The organism is Pseudomonas pichavaramensis, assembly GCF_050473265.1.
Classification (GTDB): Bacteria; Pseudomonadota; Gammaproteobacteria; order Pseudomonadales; family Pseudomonadaceae; genus Aquipseudomonas.
This window is the reverse complement of the sequence record NZ_JBJKFJ010000013.1, coordinates 151274-167700: the sequence shown is the minus strand read 5'-3', so window position 1 is coordinate 167700 and position 16427 is coordinate 151274. Positions and strand designations below refer to the sequence as shown.

General features: G+C 63.2%; 19 protein-coding genes and 1 other RNA gene. 6 read left to right on the top strand and 14 right to left on the bottom strand.

The annotated features are described in order from the left end of the window. Nucleotides 1-164 precede the first annotated feature (164 nt). The 13 genes from ACJRW5_RS20280 to ACJRW5_RS20220 form a co-directional block, all read right to left on the bottom strand. Nucleotides 165-1154: a cytochrome-c peroxidase gene (locus tag ACJRW5_RS20280; RefSeq protein ID WP_484572291.1), complete on the bottom strand. Its 990-nt coding sequence runs from the start codon at nucleotides 1152-1154 to the stop codon at nucleotides 165-167. A 115-nt stretch (nucleotides 1155-1269) separates the two neighbouring features. Further along, nucleotides 1270-1458 carry a YgaP family membrane protein gene (locus ACJRW5_RS20275; RefSeq protein WP_484572290.1) on the bottom strand — a complete coding sequence of 63 codons (189 nt, stop codon included), beginning with the start codon at nucleotides 1456-1458 and terminating at the stop codon, nucleotides 1270-1272. A gap of 14 nt (nucleotides 1459-1472) precedes the next feature. Continuing rightward, nucleotides 1473-1892 (bottom strand): DUF6691 family protein, encoded by a 420-nt coding sequence (locus ACJRW5_RS20270; protein WP_484572289.1) that lies wholly within the window; start codon nucleotides 1890-1892, stop codon nucleotides 1473-1475. Nucleotides 1893-1894: 2 nt separating this feature from the next. Further along, the gene (locus ACJRW5_RS20265; protein ID WP_484572288.1) at nucleotides 1895-2329 is read right to left on the bottom strand and encodes a YeeE/YedE family protein; all 435 of its coding nucleotides are present in this window, start codon (nucleotides 2327-2329) and stop codon (nucleotides 1895-1897) included. Then, nucleotides 2326-2640 carry a metalloregulator ArsR/SmtB family transcription factor gene (locus ACJRW5_RS20260; RefSeq protein WP_484572287.1) on the bottom strand — a complete coding sequence of 105 codons (315 nt, stop codon included), beginning with the start codon at nucleotides 2638-2640 and terminating at the stop codon, nucleotides 2326-2328. The genes ACJRW5_RS20265 and ACJRW5_RS20260 overlap by 4 nt, the downstream gene beginning before the upstream one ends. A 427-nt stretch (nucleotides 2641-3067) precedes the next feature. Beyond that, complete coding sequence (gene gcvH / locus ACJRW5_RS20255; RefSeq protein ID WP_037056732.1) at nucleotides 3068-3457, bottom strand: glycine cleavage system protein GcvH; 390 nt, start codon at nucleotides 3455-3457, stop codon at nucleotides 3068-3070. Nucleotides 3458-3551: 94 nt separating this feature from the next. Next, complete coding sequence (gene gcvT, locus ACJRW5_RS20250; protein ID WP_484572286.1) at nucleotides 3552-4634, bottom strand: glycine cleavage system aminomethyltransferase GcvT; 1083 nt, start codon at nucleotides 4632-4634, stop codon at nucleotides 3552-3554. 128 nt (nucleotides 4635-4762) lie between these two features. Continuing rightward, entirely contained in the window at nucleotides 4763-6379 is a 1617-nt protein-coding gene (locus ACJRW5_RS20245) for an ABC transporter permease (RefSeq protein ID WP_484572285.1), read from the bottom strand. A 144-nt stretch (nucleotides 6380-6523) separates the two neighbouring features. Then, nucleotides 6524-7525 carry an extracellular solute-binding protein gene (locus ACJRW5_RS20240; RefSeq protein WP_484572284.1) on the bottom strand — a complete coding sequence of 334 codons (1002 nt, stop codon included), beginning with the start codon at nucleotides 7523-7525 and terminating at the stop codon, nucleotides 6524-6526. 131 nt (nucleotides 7526-7656) lie between these two features. Then, nucleotides 7657-8874 carry a 2-octaprenyl-3-methyl-6-methoxy-1,4-benzoquinol hydroxylase gene (locus tag ACJRW5_RS20235; protein WP_484572283.1) on the bottom strand — a complete coding sequence of 406 codons (1218 nt, stop codon included), beginning with the start codon at nucleotides 8872-8874 and terminating at the stop codon, nucleotides 7657-7659. A 135-nt stretch (nucleotides 8875-9009) separates the two neighbouring features. After that, nucleotides 9010-10194 carry a 2-octaprenyl-6-methoxyphenyl hydroxylase gene (gene ubiH, locus ACJRW5_RS20230; protein ID WP_484572282.1) on the bottom strand — a complete coding sequence of 395 codons (1185 nt, stop codon included), beginning with the start codon at nucleotides 10192-10194 and terminating at the stop codon, nucleotides 9010-9012. 4 nt (nucleotides 10195-10198) lie between these two features. After that, nucleotides 10199-11533: a Xaa-Pro aminopeptidase gene (gene pepP, locus ACJRW5_RS20225; RefSeq protein WP_484572281.1), complete on the bottom strand. Its 1335-nt coding sequence runs from the start codon at nucleotides 11531-11533 to the stop codon at nucleotides 10199-10201. Between the two features lie 18 nt (nucleotides 11534-11551). After that, nucleotides 11552-12106: a YecA/YgfB family protein gene (locus tag ACJRW5_RS20220; protein WP_484572280.1), complete on the bottom strand. Its 555-nt coding sequence runs from the start codon at nucleotides 12104-12106 to the stop codon at nucleotides 11552-11554. A 198-nt stretch (nucleotides 12107-12304) separates the two neighbouring features. Between ACJRW5_RS20220 and ACJRW5_RS20215 the strand changes: the two genes are divergently transcribed. From ACJRW5_RS20215 to ACJRW5_RS20200, 4 genes are all read left to right on the top strand, one after another. Next, nucleotides 12305-12514, top strand: coding sequence for a TIGR02449 family protein (locus ACJRW5_RS20215; protein ID WP_003458652.1), 210 nt, complete (start codon nucleotides 12305-12307; stop codon nucleotides 12512-12514). Continuing rightward, complete coding sequence (locus ACJRW5_RS20210) at nucleotides 12511-12816, top strand: cell division protein ZapA (protein WP_484572279.1); 306 nt, start codon at nucleotides 12511-12513, stop codon at nucleotides 12814-12816. Before ACJRW5_RS20215 ends, ACJRW5_RS20210 begins: the two co-directional genes overlap by 4 nt. A gap of 65 nt (nucleotides 12817-12881) precedes the next feature. Then, a non-coding RNA gene (gene ssrS / locus ACJRW5_RS20205) (6S RNA) lies at nucleotides 12882-13060 on the top strand. A 49-nt stretch (nucleotides 13061-13109) separates the two neighbouring features. After that, nucleotides 13110-13706 (top strand): 5-formyltetrahydrofolate cyclo-ligase, encoded by a 597-nt coding sequence (locus ACJRW5_RS20200; RefSeq protein WP_484572278.1) that lies wholly within the window; start codon nucleotides 13110-13112, stop codon nucleotides 13704-13706. 52 nt (nucleotides 13707-13758) lie between these two features. Here ACJRW5_RS20200 and ACJRW5_RS20195 read toward each other — a convergent pair whose 3' ends face one another. Further along, nucleotides 13759-13890: a hypothetical protein gene (locus ACJRW5_RS20195; RefSeq protein WP_484572277.1), complete on the bottom strand. Its 132-nt coding sequence runs from the start codon at nucleotides 13888-13890 to the stop codon at nucleotides 13759-13761. 195 nt (nucleotides 13891-14085) lie between these two features. On the opposite strand from ACJRW5_RS20195, the gene ACJRW5_RS20190 reads away from it, so the two are divergent. Beyond that, nucleotides 14086-14535: an EVE domain-containing protein gene (locus ACJRW5_RS20190; protein WP_484572276.1), complete on the top strand. Its 450-nt coding sequence runs from the start codon at nucleotides 14086-14088 to the stop codon at nucleotides 14533-14535. 50 nt (nucleotides 14536-14585) lie between these two features. Then, nucleotides 14586-16424: a sensor domain-containing diguanylate cyclase gene (locus tag ACJRW5_RS20185; protein WP_484572275.1), complete on the top strand. Its 1839-nt coding sequence runs from the start codon at nucleotides 14586-14588 to the stop codon at nucleotides 16422-16424. Nucleotides 16425-16427: the final 3 nt, after the last annotated feature.

The following is a 16427-nucleotide window of genomic DNA, read 5'->3' as shown; positions in this document are numbered from 1 at the left end:
CGCCCCATTGGGGAGAGGGTTAGGGAGAGGGGAAACTGGCAGTTTGCGGCATTTTCAGCCCTCTCCCCCAACCCCTCTCCCATAAATGGGAGAGGGGAGCCAACGTCTGTAACCTTAAATGAACAGCATTACGACACATGCCGGGCGTTTGCATTACCGACGGTTCACTCGAACGGCTGCGGACGCGGTGTGTCGTTGTTCGACGGCGGCAGAATTGGCAAGGCGAAGCTTGGCTGCTCGCCGGTCAGGGTCTTGAGGAAAGCGGTGATCTTGCCGATCTCGTCTTCGTTCAACTTACGCCCAAGCTGCAGACGCGCCATGATGTCCACCGACTCTTCCAGCTTCCAGTAGGCACCATCGTGGAAGTAGGGGTAGGTCAGTTCGACGTTGCGCAAGGTCGGCACCTTGAACTTGAAGCGGTCAGCGTCCTTGCCGGTCAGGCCAGCCACACCCTCTGCAGGGTTGCTGGTTTCATAGGGCTCGACCAGGCCCATCTTCTGGAACGAATTACCGCCCAGCGCCGGACCGTTGTGGCAGGCCACACAGCCGATGGACTTGAACAGCTGGTAACCCTCCAGCTCGGTCTGGCTGATGGCCTGCTGATCGCCCTTGAGCCACAGATCGAAGCGTGAATTGGGCGTGACCAGGGTCTTCTCGAATTCGGCAATAGCGTCGGTCACTTCGTCCAGGGTGATCTCGTCGTGCTTGTACACGGCCTTGAACGACTCGCGGTACTGCGGGATGGAGCGCAACACATCGAGGGCGAGAATGTGGGTAAAGGCCATTTCCTTCGGGTTGGCGATGGGTCCGGCAGCCTGTTCCTTGAGGTCGGCGGCGCGACCATCCCAGAACTGCGCCAGATTGAGACTGGAGTTGAGTACCGTGGGTGAGTTGATCGGCCCCTGTTGCCAGTGGTGGCCAATGGAGCTGGGCAGGTTATCGCTGCCGCCCATCGACAGGTTGTGGCATGAATTGCAGGAAATGAACCCCGAGCGCGACAGGCGCGGATCGAAGAACAGCTGCTTGCCCAGTTCTACCTTGGCCGCATCGGTAATCTCGGCCGGGGCGATAGGTTCGACGGGTTCATTGGCGGGAGTTGACGCCCAGGCGCTGGCGCCCAGGCACAACCCAGCCATCAGGCTTAGTGTGCGCATGGTGGTATCTCCTCAGGTATTGGCTGTTCTGGTTATGTCTCGACCATGCCAGCCCGGACCTGCTGAGATTTGATCTGGATCAAACCACTTGCGCCTGCTCCTCAGCGAATTTGTTTCATTTCATTTTGCAGGTGTTGATGCCCAACAACGGATAGACCGGACAGAAGCGCAGGACCCCGGTTGCCAGTGGCACCACACCGATCCAGCCCCACAGACCGATGGCGCCAGCCAGACTCAAGGCGATGAGCATCAGCCCGGCAGCAATACGCAGGCTGCGGTCAAGCGTTCCAACATTGGTTTTCATCGAAGTTCTCCAGGTCAACGCCCGCGCCGGCCTTCCAGCGCAGAGTAGATAAACATGCCGGCCAGCATCGCCATGACGAACAGCAAGGCTTGCCAGTGCCCGGTCAACAGAATGGCCAGAGCCGGCCCCGGGCAGATGCCGGCGATCCCCCAGCCGATACCGAACAACAGGCTGCCGCCGATCAGGCGCGCATCCAGATCGCGCCGAGTGGGCAACTGCATCGCCCCGCCAAGCAGCGCCCGGGCACGCTGCCGCGCCAGGTTCAACGGTACTGCCGCGACGCCAATGGCGCCGGCCATCACCAACGCCAGGGAGGGATCCCAGTTGCCGGCAATATCGAGAAACGCCAGCACCTTGGCCGGGTCGGCCATACCGGCCAACAACAGCCCAAGACCAAACAGCAGGCCACAGACGAATGCACTGAGTCGGGTCATCTTCAGGCCCCCAGCAGGTGACGCAGAACGAACACGGTGGCAAACCCGCTGGCCATGAAGCACAGCGTGGCCACCAGTGAACGCGGCGACAGGCGGGATATGCCGCACACGCCATGACCGCTGGTGCAACCCGAGCCATAACGGGTACCGATGCCGACCAGCAGCCCGGCAACGATCAGACCCAGGCTGCCAACATCGAAATGAACCTGCGGCAGCGCCGCAAACACTCCCCAGAGCACAGGCGCCAGCAGCAGCCCGAGGATAAAGGCAGCCTTTTCATCACGGCCTTCACCATTGCGCTGCAACAGGCTGCCAAGCAAACCGCTGATACCGGCGACACGGCCGTTGGCCAGGGCGAACAGCGCTGCAGCCAGACCGATCAATGCGCCACCAGCCAAGGCGCTCCAGGGCGTGAAACTGACCCAGTCGATGCTCATGTCTGGCTCTCGCAAAACAGGCGATACAGGGTTTCGATCACCACCAGCGCCGCCGGGCTGCTGATGCGGTAGAAGATCTGCTTACCGTCGCGCCGGGTGTCCACCAAGCCTTCGCGACGCAGCACGGCGAGCTGCTGCGACAGTGTTGGCTGCTGAATGCCAAGCAGCGCTTCCAGCTCACTGACATTGCGCTCGCCTTGCGACAACTGACAGAGCAGCAACAGACGGTCAGGATTGGCCAGCGCCTTGAGCAACTGTCCGGCAGCATCGGCGTTGTCACGCAGCCGCTGGATATCGATGGATTCGTTCATGCGACAGACTCACTCAACACAATATGTATTTTTATATATTGTATTTTGAGAAAATGTTAGTCGATGCGACCAGCGGTCGTCAGCCGTGACCATGCACCGCGCAGGGCCTTGGCCGTGACAAGCGCTCGCCGCTGAAGCGCCTCCCACGACCGTTATCTCCGCAATTTCGGCCATCCCCGGCTTGCATCCGGGCTACCGCTAGCGCGGATAAATCCGCTCACAAAGATGCTGCGCACAGTCCTTGTGGGAGGGGCTTTAGCCGCGACAAACGCTCGCCGCTAAAGCCCCTCCCACGATCTTTATCTCGACAATTTCGGCTATCCCCGGATTGCATCCGGGCTACCTTGGAGATGCGCGCTGCTGTAAATATCACGCCCCAGAAACGCAGAAACCCGCCGTGGCGGGTTTCCGGGTCGCACCTGATGAATCAGGCGTCGGCGTCTGCAGCAGCCTGATAGGCCGAGGCATCGAGCAGTTTGTCCAGCTCGCTGACATCGCTCGGCTTGAGCTTGAAGAACCAGCTGCCGTAGGGGTCGCTGTTGACGCTTTCCGGGCTGTCGGCCAGGGCATCGTTGATGGCGATCACTTCGCCGCCAACCGGCGCGTAGATGTCGGAGGCGGCCTTGACCGACTCCACTACACCGGCCTCCTGGCCTGCGTTCAGTTGCTTGCCCACTTCCGGCAGCTCGATGAACACCACATCGCCCAGGGCCTCCTGGGCATGGTCGGAAATGCCCACGGTCACGCTGCCGTCGGCCTCCAGGCGCGCCCACTCGTGGCTGGCGGCATAACGCAGATCGGCGGGGATATTGCTCATGTTCGATTCCTCGTAAACGGTGACGGCAAGTGGGCCGTCAGGACAATTTAGCAGGCCGCGGCGAGGGGGAAAGCCAGCACCGCGACCTGATGATTCAGATAAGGGTTTTGCCGTTGCGCACGAAATTAGGCCTGACCACCCGCACCGGATACCATTTGCCGCGGATCTCCACCTCGGCACGATCCCCGGTAGCCGCCGGCACCCGCGCCAGCGCGATGGACTTGTTCAGCGTAGGCGAGAAGCTGCCACTGGTGATCTCGCCCTCGCCGATCTCCTCGACACGCACCACCTGGTGGGCACGCAGTACACCGCGCTCTTCCAGCACCAGGCCGACCAGCTTGCTCGGGCAACCGGCGGCACGCTGCGCTTCGAGTGCCGAGCGGCCAATGAAGTCGCGCCCGGCGGGCTCCCAGGCAATGGTCCAGGCCATGTTCGCCGCCAGCGGCGACACGTTCTCGTCCATGTCCTGACCGTAGAGATTCATCCCCGCTTCCAGACGCAGGGTGTCGCGAGCGCCAAGGCCGATGGGTGAAATACCGGCGCCAACCAGTTCGTTGAGGAAGGACACCACCTCGGTGAGCGGCAACACGATCTCCAGACCATCCTCACCGGTATAACCGGTACGGGCGATAAACCAGTCGCCCTCGGGCAAGCCCTGGAAAGGTTTGAGTTCATGGATCAGCGCGGCCCGCGCCTGAGTCACCAGCTCGGCCACACGGCCACGCGCCTTGGGCCCCTGAATCGCCAGCATGGCCAGATCACGTCGCTCGCGCAGTTCTACGGCAAAGTCGCTCGCCTGAGCGTGCATCCAGGCCAGGTCCTTGTCGCGGGTTCCGGCATTGACCACCAGTCGGTAACCATCGGCGGTGAGGTAGACGATCAGGTCGTCGATCACTCCGCCGCGCTCGTTGAGCATGGCGCTGTACAGGGCTTTGCCGGCAGTTTCCAGGCGCGCCACGTCATTGGCCAGCAGGTGCTGCAGGTAGGCCTGTGCCTGGCCACCGCTGACATCCACCACGCACATGTGGGAAACGTCGAACACGCCGCAATCGCGACGCACCTGATGATGCTCCTCCACCTGCGAGCCGTAGTGCAGCGGCATGTCCCAGCCACCGAAATCCACCATCTTGGCCCCCAGCGCCAAGTGCAGGTCATAGAGAGGGGTACGCTGTCCCATGGGTGTCTCCTTCCGGGATTGGCGAGGCCGGCCAGGCGGACCTGGCTGGCGAATGGCGCGCATTGTAGCCGCAAGGCCGGCAAGGGTCATCTGACCAAAGGTCGCGCAGAATCGTAGCCCCGACGAACTCAGGCATAACTGCGGGCCGAACGGCGAATCAGCAGAATCACCGGCAACAGACCAACCAGCACCAGGGTCAGGGCCGGCAGCGCAGCGCGCGCCCACTCCCCTTCGCTGGTCATTTCGAATACGCGCACCGACAGGGTGTCCCAGCCGAACGGGCGCATCAGCAGGGTCGCCGGCATCTCCTTGAGCACATCGACGAACACCAGCAACGCCGCCGACAACGTGCCCGGCAGCAGCAGCGGCAGATAGACCTTGAAGAACAGTCCCACGCCACCCACACCCAGACTGCGCGATGCCTCCGGCAAGGACGGACGAATACGCGCCAGGCTGGTTTCCAGCGGCCCGAACGCCACCGCCATGAAACGAATCAGATAGGCCACCAACAAGGCCAGCAGACTGCCCAGCAACAGCGGCTTGCCGGCGCCACCCAGCGCAGTGGACAGCGGGATCACCAGTTCACGGTCGAGGTAGCTGAACGCCAGCATGATCGCCACCGCCAGCACCGACCCCGGCAAGGCGTAGCCCAGGTTGCCCAACGCCACGCCGAAGCGTACACCCCGGTTGGGGGCCTGACGCCGGGCGAAGGCCAGCAACATGGCCACGCTGACCGTGATCAACGCCGCCAGACCGCCCAGATAAAGGGTGTGCAGGATCAGACCGGCGTAGCGCTCATCAAGATCGAAGCGGCCACGCTGCCAGAACCACACCAAGAGCTGCAGCAGCGGAATGACGAAGGCACAGGCAAATACCAGAGTGCACCAGGCACTGGCGGCGAACGCTTTCCAGCCGCGCAACTGATACAGCGCCTGGCCTCTGGGCCGCTCGTTGGCCGGCCGCGCTGCGCCGCGCGCACGGCGCTCACCGTAAAGCACCAGAGCGACCGCCAGAAGCAACAGACTGGCGAGCTGGGTCGCACTGGTCAGGCTGTAGAAGCTGTACCAGGTCTTGTAGATCGCCGTGGTGAAGGTATCGAAATTGAACACGGATACAGCGCCGAAGTCGGCCAGTGTTTCCATGATCGCCAGGGCCAGGCCGGCACCGATAGCCGGGCGCGCCATTGGCAAAGCCACCCGCCAGAAAGCCTGCCAGGGGCTCTGCCCAAGTACCCGCGCCGCTTCCATCAGGCCCTTGCCCTGGGCCAGAAAAGCGCCGCGCGCGAGCAGGTAGACGTAGGGATAGAACACCAGCACTAGAACGATGATCACCCCGCCGGTGGAACGCACGCGCGGCAGGCGCAGGCCGCTGCCGAACCATTCACGCAGCAGCGTCTGCACCGGGCCGGCGAAATCCAGCAAACCGACGAAGACGAAGGCCAGCACATAGGCAGGAATGGCGAAGGGCAGCATCAACGCCCAATCCAGCCAGCGCCGGCCAGGGAACTCGCAGAGGCTGGTGAGCCAGGCCAGGCTGACGCCCAGCAGCGTGACACCGACACCAACGCCGATCACCAGAGTCAGGGTATTGCCGATCAGCCGCGCCATCTGCGTCTGCCACAGGTGCGTCCAGATCTGCTGATCCACGTCGTGCCAGCTCAGCAGCAGTACCGACAGCGGCATCAGCACCAACACGGCGACAGCTAGGACGATGGGGTACCAGCGACGCTGGACGGGATGCGGCACGCGGATTCCTCGCTAACGAAAAAGACGACGCCCCGTCTAGGCGGGGCGTCGCATTATAGCTTCAGGCTTCAGCTTGTAGCCCGGATGAATCCGGCTAGGCCTGACAGCGCTGCCCGGATTGCATCCGGGCAGCGCGTTCATTGCTTATTGCCAGCCGGCACGATCCATCAGCATGGTCGCTTCAGCCTGGCGCTTGCCGGCCACTTCGGTGGCAATGGTGTCGGCCTTGAAGGTACCCCAGGAGGCGACTTCCTCGGACGGTTTCACCGCCGGGTTGGCCGGGTACTCCTGGTTGACGCCGGCGAAGATGCTCTGCGCTTCCGGCGTGGTCATCCACTCCAGCAGCTTTCTGGCCTGCTCGGCATGCGGCGCATGCTTGGTTACGCCGGCACCGGCGAGGTTGACGTGCACGCCACGGTCATTCTGGTTCGGCCAGAATGGCTTGACCTTCAGGTCCGGCTGCTCCTTGTGCAGGCGGCCATAGTAGTAGGTGTTGGTGACACCCACGTCGCACTGGCCGGCATCGATGGCTTGCAGCAATGCGGTGTCATCCGGGAATACGTCGGTTGCCAGGTTGTTGACCCAACCCTTGACGATTTCCTCGGTCTTCTCGGCGCCATGGGTTTCGATCAGGGTGGCGGTCAGCGACTGGTTGTAGACCTTCTTGCTGGTACGCAGGCACAGACGACCTTCCCACTCCGGGCCGGCCAGCGCCTCGTAGGTGGACAGCTCCTCCGGCTTGACCCGGTCGGTGGAGTAGAAGATGGTCCGCGCGCGCAGCGACAGCCCGGTCCAGCTGTCGGTGCTGGAGCGGTACTGAGGAGGAATGTTGGCGTCGATTACAGCGGACTTGGTCGGCTGCAGGATCCCCATCTGCTCGGCCTGCCAGAGGTTGCCGGCATCGACGGTGATCAGCATGTCGGCCACGCCATTCTCGCCCTCGGCCTTGATCCGCTGCATCAGCGGCGCTTCCTTGTCGGTAATGAACTTGACGTTGACACCGGTCTTGGCGGTGTAGGCGTCGAACACCGGTTTGATCAGTTCATCGATACGCGACGAGTAGACCACGACTTCGTCGGCGGCCTGAACGGCAGTAGTCAGGGTGCTGAGGGTGAATGCGGCGAGAAGCGCGTTGCGAGCCTTCATGGGACCAGCCTCTTATGGGGTGAGCAAAAGTGGCTGAATACTAGTGAATGTTATTTACCTTCTCAACGAAACCTTCCGCATCGGAAAGGCCAGTTGTTACAAAGCATTTTCACCCTTGCGATTCGGCTGATTCAGGGCCGAGCCAGCTCCGGCAGATCGCCGGAAAGCCCCAGCGCCTGGCGCACGAACAGCGCCTTGGCCTCGGCCTGATGGTCGACCAGATCCAACCCGATGTTGCGCAACAGGCGCAACGGCAATGGGTCGGCCTGGAACAGGCGCTGGAAGCCCTCCATCGCCGCCATCATCGCCAGGTTATGCGGCATGCGCCGACGCTCGAAACGGCTCAACACACGCGTCTCGCTGAGGTTCTCGCCACGCGCGGCGGCATGCAGCAGTACCTCGGCGAGCACCGCGGCATCGAGAAAGCCCAGGTTGACGCCCTGCCCTGCCAGCGGGTGTATGGTGTGCGCGGCATCGCCGATCAGTGCCAGCCCCGGCTCCACGTAGCGTTTGGCGTGGCGCTGGCGCAGCGGGATGCACAGGCGGCGATCCGTGTGCAGCACCTTGCCCAGGCGCGCCTCGAAGGCCTTGCTCAGCTCAGCGCAGAAGGCTTCGTCGTCCAGCGCCATCAGGCGCTCAGCCTCGTCCGGTACGGTGGACCAGACGATCGAGCACCAGTGTTCGCCAGCCGGGCCGGCAAGCGGCAGGAAAGCCAACGGACCGTCGTCGGTGAAGCGCTGCCAGGCGGTGGCCTGATGTGGACGCTCGCAGCGCACGCTGGTGACGATGGCGTGATGCAGGTAATCCCATTCACGGGTGGCACAGCCGGCCAGACGACGCACGGCAGAGTTGGCGCCATCGGCCGCGACGATCAGCGGCGCACGCAACTGGCGACCATCGGTGAGGGTCAGCAACCAGTCGTCACCACTGTGGCGCAGCTGTTCGAGGCGGGCGCCCGGTAACAGGCCAATCTGGCTGTCATGCAAGCGCTCGAGCAGGGCATCCTGCACCACACGATTCTCGACGATATGCCCCAGGGTTTCGGCATGCACACTGGCGGCAGCGAAGTGAATGCTGCCCGTACCGGAGCCATCCCACACACGCATCTCACCATAAGGGCAAGCGCGACGCGCGGCGATGCCGTCCCAGGCGCCCAGACGCTCGAGAATGCGCTGGCTGGCCATGGACAGGGCACTGACCCGAGGCTCGAACGCAGCCTGCACATCGAACGGCGCCACGCTGAGCGGGCTGCCGTCGACGATCAGGATGTCCAGGCCACTTTGCTCCAGTGCCAAAGCCAGCGTGCTGCCCACCATGCCGGCACCGACGATGATCAAATCCGCGCGCATATCCATTTTCTCAATCCGTAGGGTGCGCGGTGCGCACCATCCTCGAAAGCCCGGTGCGCGCGGCGCACCCTACACAGCCATGCGCTTGTATTTGAGGCCGAGCAGGGCCGACGCACAGCAGATCACCCATCGCGCTCACAGGCTGCGGGTTCCCATGCCCATGGCCTGGCGCGCGAACCAGCGCTTGGCCGGTGGCAACAGGTCGAGACCGAGCAGCCCCAGATTGCGCCCGGCACTCAGCAGCGGCTGGGCGTTGCTGAACAGGCGCGTCACCTGATCGGAGAAACCGACGGTCAGTTGCTGATCGAGTTGCTGACGCTGCTGGTAGCGCTGCAGCGTGGTGAAATCGCCCAGCGCGACCTCGCTGGCAATCAACACCTCGGCCAGCGCCAGGGTATCGCGCAACGACAGGTTGTAGCCCTGCCCGGCAATCGGGTGCAGGCTGTGCGCGGCATTGCCCAGCACCACCAGGTGCGGACGTACCTGCTCCTGCGCCTCGACCAGGCTCAAGGGATAGATATGCCGCGCACCGACCTGTCGCAAGGCGCCCAGGCGATAGCCGAAAGCCTGTTGCAGCTCACTGAGAAAACTCGCCTCACTGGCCCGCAGCAGGCGCTCGGCATCGGCGGCAGCGCGCGTCCACACCAACGCACAACGGTTATCGCTCAAGGGCAGCAACGCCATCGGCCCGTCATCGGTGAAGCGTTCGAAAGCCTGCCCGCGATGCGCTTCCAACGGGCTGACGTTGGCGATCAGGGCACTCTGCCCATAAGGTCTGACATTGACGCCAATACCCAGCTGTTCGCGCAGGGCGGAGCGACCACCATCGGCAAGAATGGCCAGGTCGCAGTCGAAACAGGTTTCGTCATCGAGGGTCAGACGATAGCCATCCTCCAGACGCTGCATGGCAACCACCTCGGCCGGGCAGCGCCACTCGATGACATTGGTATCTAGCGCCTGCCACAGGCAGTGACCGATCCAGGCGTTCTCCACCACATAACCGAGCGCCGGCACGCCTTCCTCTATGGCCTGCAGGCGCGTGGCGCCAAAGCGGCCGCGATCCGAAACATGGATCTGGCGGATCGGTTCGGCACGCTGAGCGATGCTCTGCCACAAGCCAAGACGCTCGTAGATCAGTCGGCTGCCGTAGGACAGCGCAGTGGACCGTGCGTCATAGCTGGGCTGGTATTCACTGCCCGGGGCGAAAGGCTCGATCAGGGCGATGCGCCAGCCACGCTGACGCGCGGTTTCCTGCAACGCCAGGGCCAGGCTGGCACCGACCAGGCCACCACCAATGATTGCCACATGCACGCGTGACATGAGCTCAGGCTGCCTCGCTGCGAGCGGCCGCCATCAGTGCCTCGATCTCGGCAACGGACTTGGGCACACCGCCGGTGAGAATCTCGCAGCCCTTGCGGGTCACCACCACGTCATCTTCGATGCGCACACCGATGCCACGCCATTTCTTCGCGACCTGCTGGTTGTCGGGAGCGATGTAGATACCCGGCTCGACGGTCATCGCCATGCCCGGCTCGAGCACACGCCACTCGCCGCCGACCTTGTAGTCGCCAACGTCGTGCACATCCAGGCCCAGCCAGTGACCGGCGCGATGCATGTAGAAGGGTTTGTAGGCTTCGCTGGCGATCAGCTCGTCGACATCGCCGCTGAGCAGGCCCAGCTCGACCAGGCCGGCGGTGATCACACGGACGGTGGCCTCGTGCGCCTCGTTCCAGTGCTTGCCCGGTGCGATATGTTTGAACGCCTCCTCGTTGGCCGCCAGCACCAGCTCGTAGATGGCCTTCTGCTCGGCAGAGAAGGTGCCGCTGACCGGGAAGGTGCGGGTGATGTCGCTGGCGTAGCAGTCGATCTCGCAGCCGGCGTCGATCAGTACCAGGTCACCATCCTTGAGCGGCGCGTCGTTTTCGCGGTAATGCAGGATGCAGGCATTCTTGCCCGCAGCGACGATGCTGCCGTAGGCCGGCATCTTCGCGCCGCCCTTGCGGAACTCGTAATCCAGCTCGGCTTCCAGGTGATACTCGTACAGCCCGGCGCGGCTGGCCTGCATGGCGCGGATGTGGGCGCGCGCACTGATCTCGGCGGCGTCCTTCATCACCTTCACCTCGGCAGCCGACTTGTACAGGCGCATGTCGTGCAGCAGGTGGTCGAGGGCGACGAACTCGTTCGGCGGCGTAGCGCCCTGGCGGGCCTTGGCGCGGATGTGGTTGACCCACTCCATCAGCCGATGATCGAACTCCTGATTGAAGCCGATGGCGTAGTAGACACGTTCACGCCCCTCGATCAGCCCGGGCAGGATGTCGTCGATATCGCCGATGGGGAAGGCATCATCGGCGCCAAAATTGGCGATGGCGCCGTCCTGACCGGCGCGCAGACCGTCCCACAGCTCACGCTCCGGGTCACGCTCACGGCAGAACAGCACGTACTCGCCATGCTCGCGGCCGGGTATCAGCGCCATCACCGCTTCCGGCTCGGGGAAACCGGTGAGGTACTGAAAGTCGCTGTCCTGGCGGTAGGTGTGCTCGACATCGCGGTTGCGGATGTACACCGGCGCAGCTGGCAGGATGGCGATGCTATTGGGTTCCATCTGCTCCATCAGCGCCTTGCGCCGACGGGCATATTCGGACTTGGGGATGCTGGTCAAGACGGACTCCGACGAAGATCAGTGCAGGGAGGGTTTGGCCGCAGGTGCTGCAGGCTTCACGCACTCGGTGAACAACAGCAGGGGCGCCACGCGCAGATATTCCATCACTTCCATGTAATCGCTCTCGCCATCCTCGGACTCCTCCAGACCACTCTGCACCTGAGCGATGGCGGAAAGGTCCTGCAGCACTTCCATGGCCTCGGCGCTCAACGCACCATCGCGGGCGGTCAGCCCGAAGCCACCGAGAAAGCCCTGGCACCATTGGCCCAGCGCAACCGCACGCTGCGCCAGCGGCGTTTCGTCATCAGGCAGCAGCAGGACCACGGTGATGTCCTCGCTGCACAGCTCGCCCTTGACCATCTCCTGCAGGCCGATCAGCGCCTGGCGCACGTTATCCTGCGGCGCACCACCGAGCAGCTCGGCGGCGTCCACCAGCCATGGGTCCGGCTCGAAACCGGCGCCGGCGCAACTGCGCCCAAGCAGCAGGCCGTGCAGTTCGGCGGGGGAAACGGAGTGCCCGGCGCTGCTCAGCAGAGCGGCGAAGGCGGCGTAGGGAGAACTTGGCATCGACATAGATAGATAGCTAGGCGCCAGACGGCGCAATCTCTAGAATGGAGGCCTCGTATCCTAGCACCGGCAGACGCGGCAAGACCATCCGAGTCCGCCGGGGCGTTGATGACGTCGTACGCATCACGCCACTGCCATCTGGGTTTGACCCGCCCCCGGGTCGGGCCTATATAGTCCAGCCATTCACTCCCTTAGCGAGAGCCCATGGAAGACGCCGATCTGCACGCATTGACCGCCAAGCTGGAGCTGCTGATCCAGCGCGTCGAGCAGCTCAAGGCTCACAACCGACTCCTGCTGGCGAATGAACAGGCCTGGCGCGAGGAGCGCGCCCATCTGATCGAAAAGAACGAAATGGCCCGGCATAAGGTCGAATCGATGATTTCGCGCCTCAAAGCCCTGGAGCAGGACTCATGACCCAGTCGAACACCGTGACCGTCCAGATACTGGACAAAGAATATTGCATCGCCTGTCCCCAGGACGAACGCGCCAACCTGGAGAGCGCCGCGCGCTATCTGGACGGCAAAATGCGTGAGATCCGCACCAGCGGCAAGGTGATCGGCGCCGACCGCGTAGCGGTGATGGCGGCACTGAACATCACCCACGACCTGCTGCACAAACAACAACGCCTGGATCAGGATGCCAGCTCCACTCGCCAGCAGGTGCGTGATCTGCTGGATCGTGTCGATCGCGCCCTGACCGACGACCCGGCTTCCTGAGCGCGCATGCCGGCCAGTTCGTCGCGGGCCGCCCAACTATCCGCCTATTGGGGTATACTGGGCGCCACTTCCTGGGGTGTGCGCCAGTCGGGGATGTCCCTGAGCCGATACGCACAACCACGGGGGTTACATGTTGGGGCAGGTGTGCATGTCCGCCTGACGGAAAGCCTTAACGCCTCCTGTAACCTCCACCTTGAACTTTCGGGTTCAAGGGCTAAACCGACAGCGGCACGCTGGGAAGTCATCATTTCCCCTGGTAGCCGCCGCTACCCACCTCGCACCATCCTCTGCCAATGACCACTTCCGCTTCCCTCAGCCGTCCGCAACTGCGCCGCGTGCTGCGCCAGCGTCGTCGTGCGCTCAGCCGTAGCCAGCAACGCATTGCCGCACGCAACCTTTATCGCCAACTGGCGCAAAGCCCGCAGTTTCGTCGAGCCAGACACGTTGCCCTGTACCTGCCCAACGACGGCGAAATCGATCCACGTCCGTTACTGGCAGCCGCTCAGAAACGTGGCAAGCACACCTATCTGCCGGTGCTCAGCGCCTGGCCACGCACCAAGATGGTATTCCAGCGCGTCACCCGGCACGAGAAACTGGCGGGCAATCGCTTTCGTATTCTCGAGCCGCGTCCACAGCCCAATCGCCAGCGCAAGCTCTGGGCATTGGATCTGGTACTGCTGCCGCTGGTGGGTTTCGATGACCGCGGTGGCCGTCTGGGTATGGGCGGTGGTTTCTATGACCGCAGCCTGGCTTACCTGCGCATGCGCAAAAATTGGCACATGCCGACGCTATTGGGGCTGGCGCATGAATGTCAGCGAGTGGATGAACTGGCGATGGCCAGCTGGGACGTGCCCTTGCAGGCGACGGTGACGGACAAGCGATGGTATTGAATGGGCGAGTTGCACCGCGATCCTTGCGGCGCTTTCGCTGTCAGCCCGCTGATCAGGGCTGCTGCGTGACGTTGATGGAAACGTCACTCTGACGCTCCCAAAGGCTCTGGGTGTAACCCGTGGTAACCACGCCCAGACTGAACAGTACGACGAGAACCCACAAAAGATCTGGCTTGCGTTTCATCTATTGCCTCCCCCTTCAAGGCAACTGCGCGCGTTGGTCACGCGTCATTTTTTATGCAATACGACGTCGCCAAGCGTTAAGCCGGGCATTTTCCGTCAGCGCTGAGCACCATGCAATTTCTGGCGCCAACCGGCCGTCGGAGAGTTTCACTCAAACGAGCGTCCGCCAACGGACAGACCTGCAGGAGCAAAGTTCATGCCTTATTGGTTGATGAAGTCCGAACCCGACGAACTGTCGATCCATGACCTGCAGCGTCTGGGCAAGGCGCGCTGGGACGGCGTTCGCAATTACCAGGCGCGTAACTTTATGCGGACGATGCGCCCAGGCGATCAGTTCTTCTTCTACCACTCCAGCTGCCCGCAACCGGGCATCGCCGGCATAGGCCGCATCAGCGGCGAGGCTTACCCGGATCCGACGGCACTGGACCCACAGAGCCATTACCACGACCCCAAAGCCAGCGCGGAGAAGAATCCCTGGAGCGCACTGGACGTCGAGTTCGTCGACGCCTTCGCCGAGGTACTGCCACTGCCGCACCTGAAGAACAACCCGCTGCTGGCCGATCTCGCACTGGTGCAGCGCGGCAGCCGACTCTCGGTAATGCCCGTCGGCGAAAAAGAATGGACGGCCATCCTGGCCATGCGTTGAGCCAGAACCGGCATTGTGCTATCACCCAATAAGAGCTTTGGGAGCTATCCATGCCGGTATCCTCCGCCTGGCCAGCGCGACTTGCGCTGGCATTCCTCCTGTTGGTACTGAGCGGCGCCAGTGTATTGCTCTGGCGTCAGATCGAAGGTGTCCAGCAGCAGCGTCTGGATGAACGCGTCGGCTACCAGGCGCGCAGTCTGGCTCGCCAACTGGAAGGCACCCTGCACCTGGAAGTGGCAAGCCTCGAGCGCATCGCCCGCCTGTGGAACAACCTGGGACGACTGCCGCGTGCCAGCTGGGATGATGAAGTGCAACGCGCGCTACGCGGCTTCCCTGCCTATCAGTCGATCCAGTGGGTAGGTGACGACCTGCGCATGCGTTGGCTGCTTCCCGTGGCCGGCAATGAGGCCGCACTGAACTTCCGTCTGCTCCCCAGCCACCCCAACTACCCCCTGGCCATGGAAGCACGCGACACCGGCGAGCAGCGCTTCTCCAATAGCTTCGACCTGGTACAGGGCGGTCGCGGCTTCGTGCTCTACACGCCGCTGTACCGTGAGCAAGATGGCGTAAAAGTCTTCGACGGCTTCCTCCAGGGAGTGTTTCGCGTCGAACCACTGATGCTGCAACTGCTGACCCAGATCGACCGCGATGCCTTCAACCTCGAGCTGCTGGAAGACGGCCAGGTCCTGTTCCGTCACGGCGAGGCTGAAGACGATGAGCGACACAGCCTGCAGCTGGGCCTCAGCCTGCTCAACAACCAGGGTTTCAGCCTGCGCCTGAGCCCCACGGCACGCTTGCTCGAGCAGCTCGATTCACCGCTGCCGGGTGTCGTGCTCGGCGCCAGCCTGGCGATCAGCCTGTTATTGGTCGCCGCGTTGGCACTGGCCCTGGAGAACAGCCGTCGCGCCCATGCCCTGCAGCTCGCCAACCGTCGCTACAAGGTGGAAGCCGAGCGCCGCGAGGAGACCGAGCAACGCCTGCGCGAGAACCGCGAGCGCCTGCAGCTGGTGCTCGACCTGACCGACTCCAGCCATGACGGCCTGTTCATCTTCGACAGCAGCAGCCGCGAGCTGCTGCACATGAATCAGGCCACCTACGCCACGCTGGGCTATCGGCCCGAACAGTTCGCAGACTTGCTGCGCGACGATCCGGAAAAGCTTCTGCCGGGCTTCCATCGCTGGCTGGAGCAGGCGCGCCAGGCCCAACGCGACAATCTTTCGCGGATCTTCCAGTGCGAGCTGATTCGCCGTGACGGTAGCCGCCAGCCCGCCGAAATCAACACCCAGCTGGTTGAACTGCATGGCCGCGAATACCTGATCGCGGTGTCCCGTGACAACAGTGAGCGCCTGCAACTGGAGGACCGGCTGCAACGCCTGTCGCAACAGGACGGCCTGACCGGTCTGTACAACCGTCGCTACTTCGACCAGCAGCTGCAGGGCGAGCTGCGCCGCCTAAGGCGCATTGGTGCACCGCTGACACTGTTGTTGCTCGATATCGACCACTTCAAAACCTACAACGATGCCCTCGGCCACCTGGCCGGCGACGATGCGCTGCGCAAGGTCAGCGCCGTGTTGCAAGACAGCCTGCAGCGCGAGGGCGACGCAGCCTGCCGCTACGGTGGCGAGGAATTCGCCATTATCCTTGCCAACACCGGGCTCGAAGGGGGTGAACACGTCGCCGCGCGCATTCACGCCGGCATCGCCGCGCTGGAAATCGCTCACCCCGCCAACGCGCTGGGACGACTGAGCCTGAGCATCGGCCTTGCGGTGCTCGACCCGGTGCGTGACGAACAGCCAGGCGACCTTATCGCCCGCGGCGATCAGGCGCTCTATCGCGCCAAACACGAAGGCCGCAACCGCACCTGCCTGTGGTCTCCCTTTCACGGTTGACCT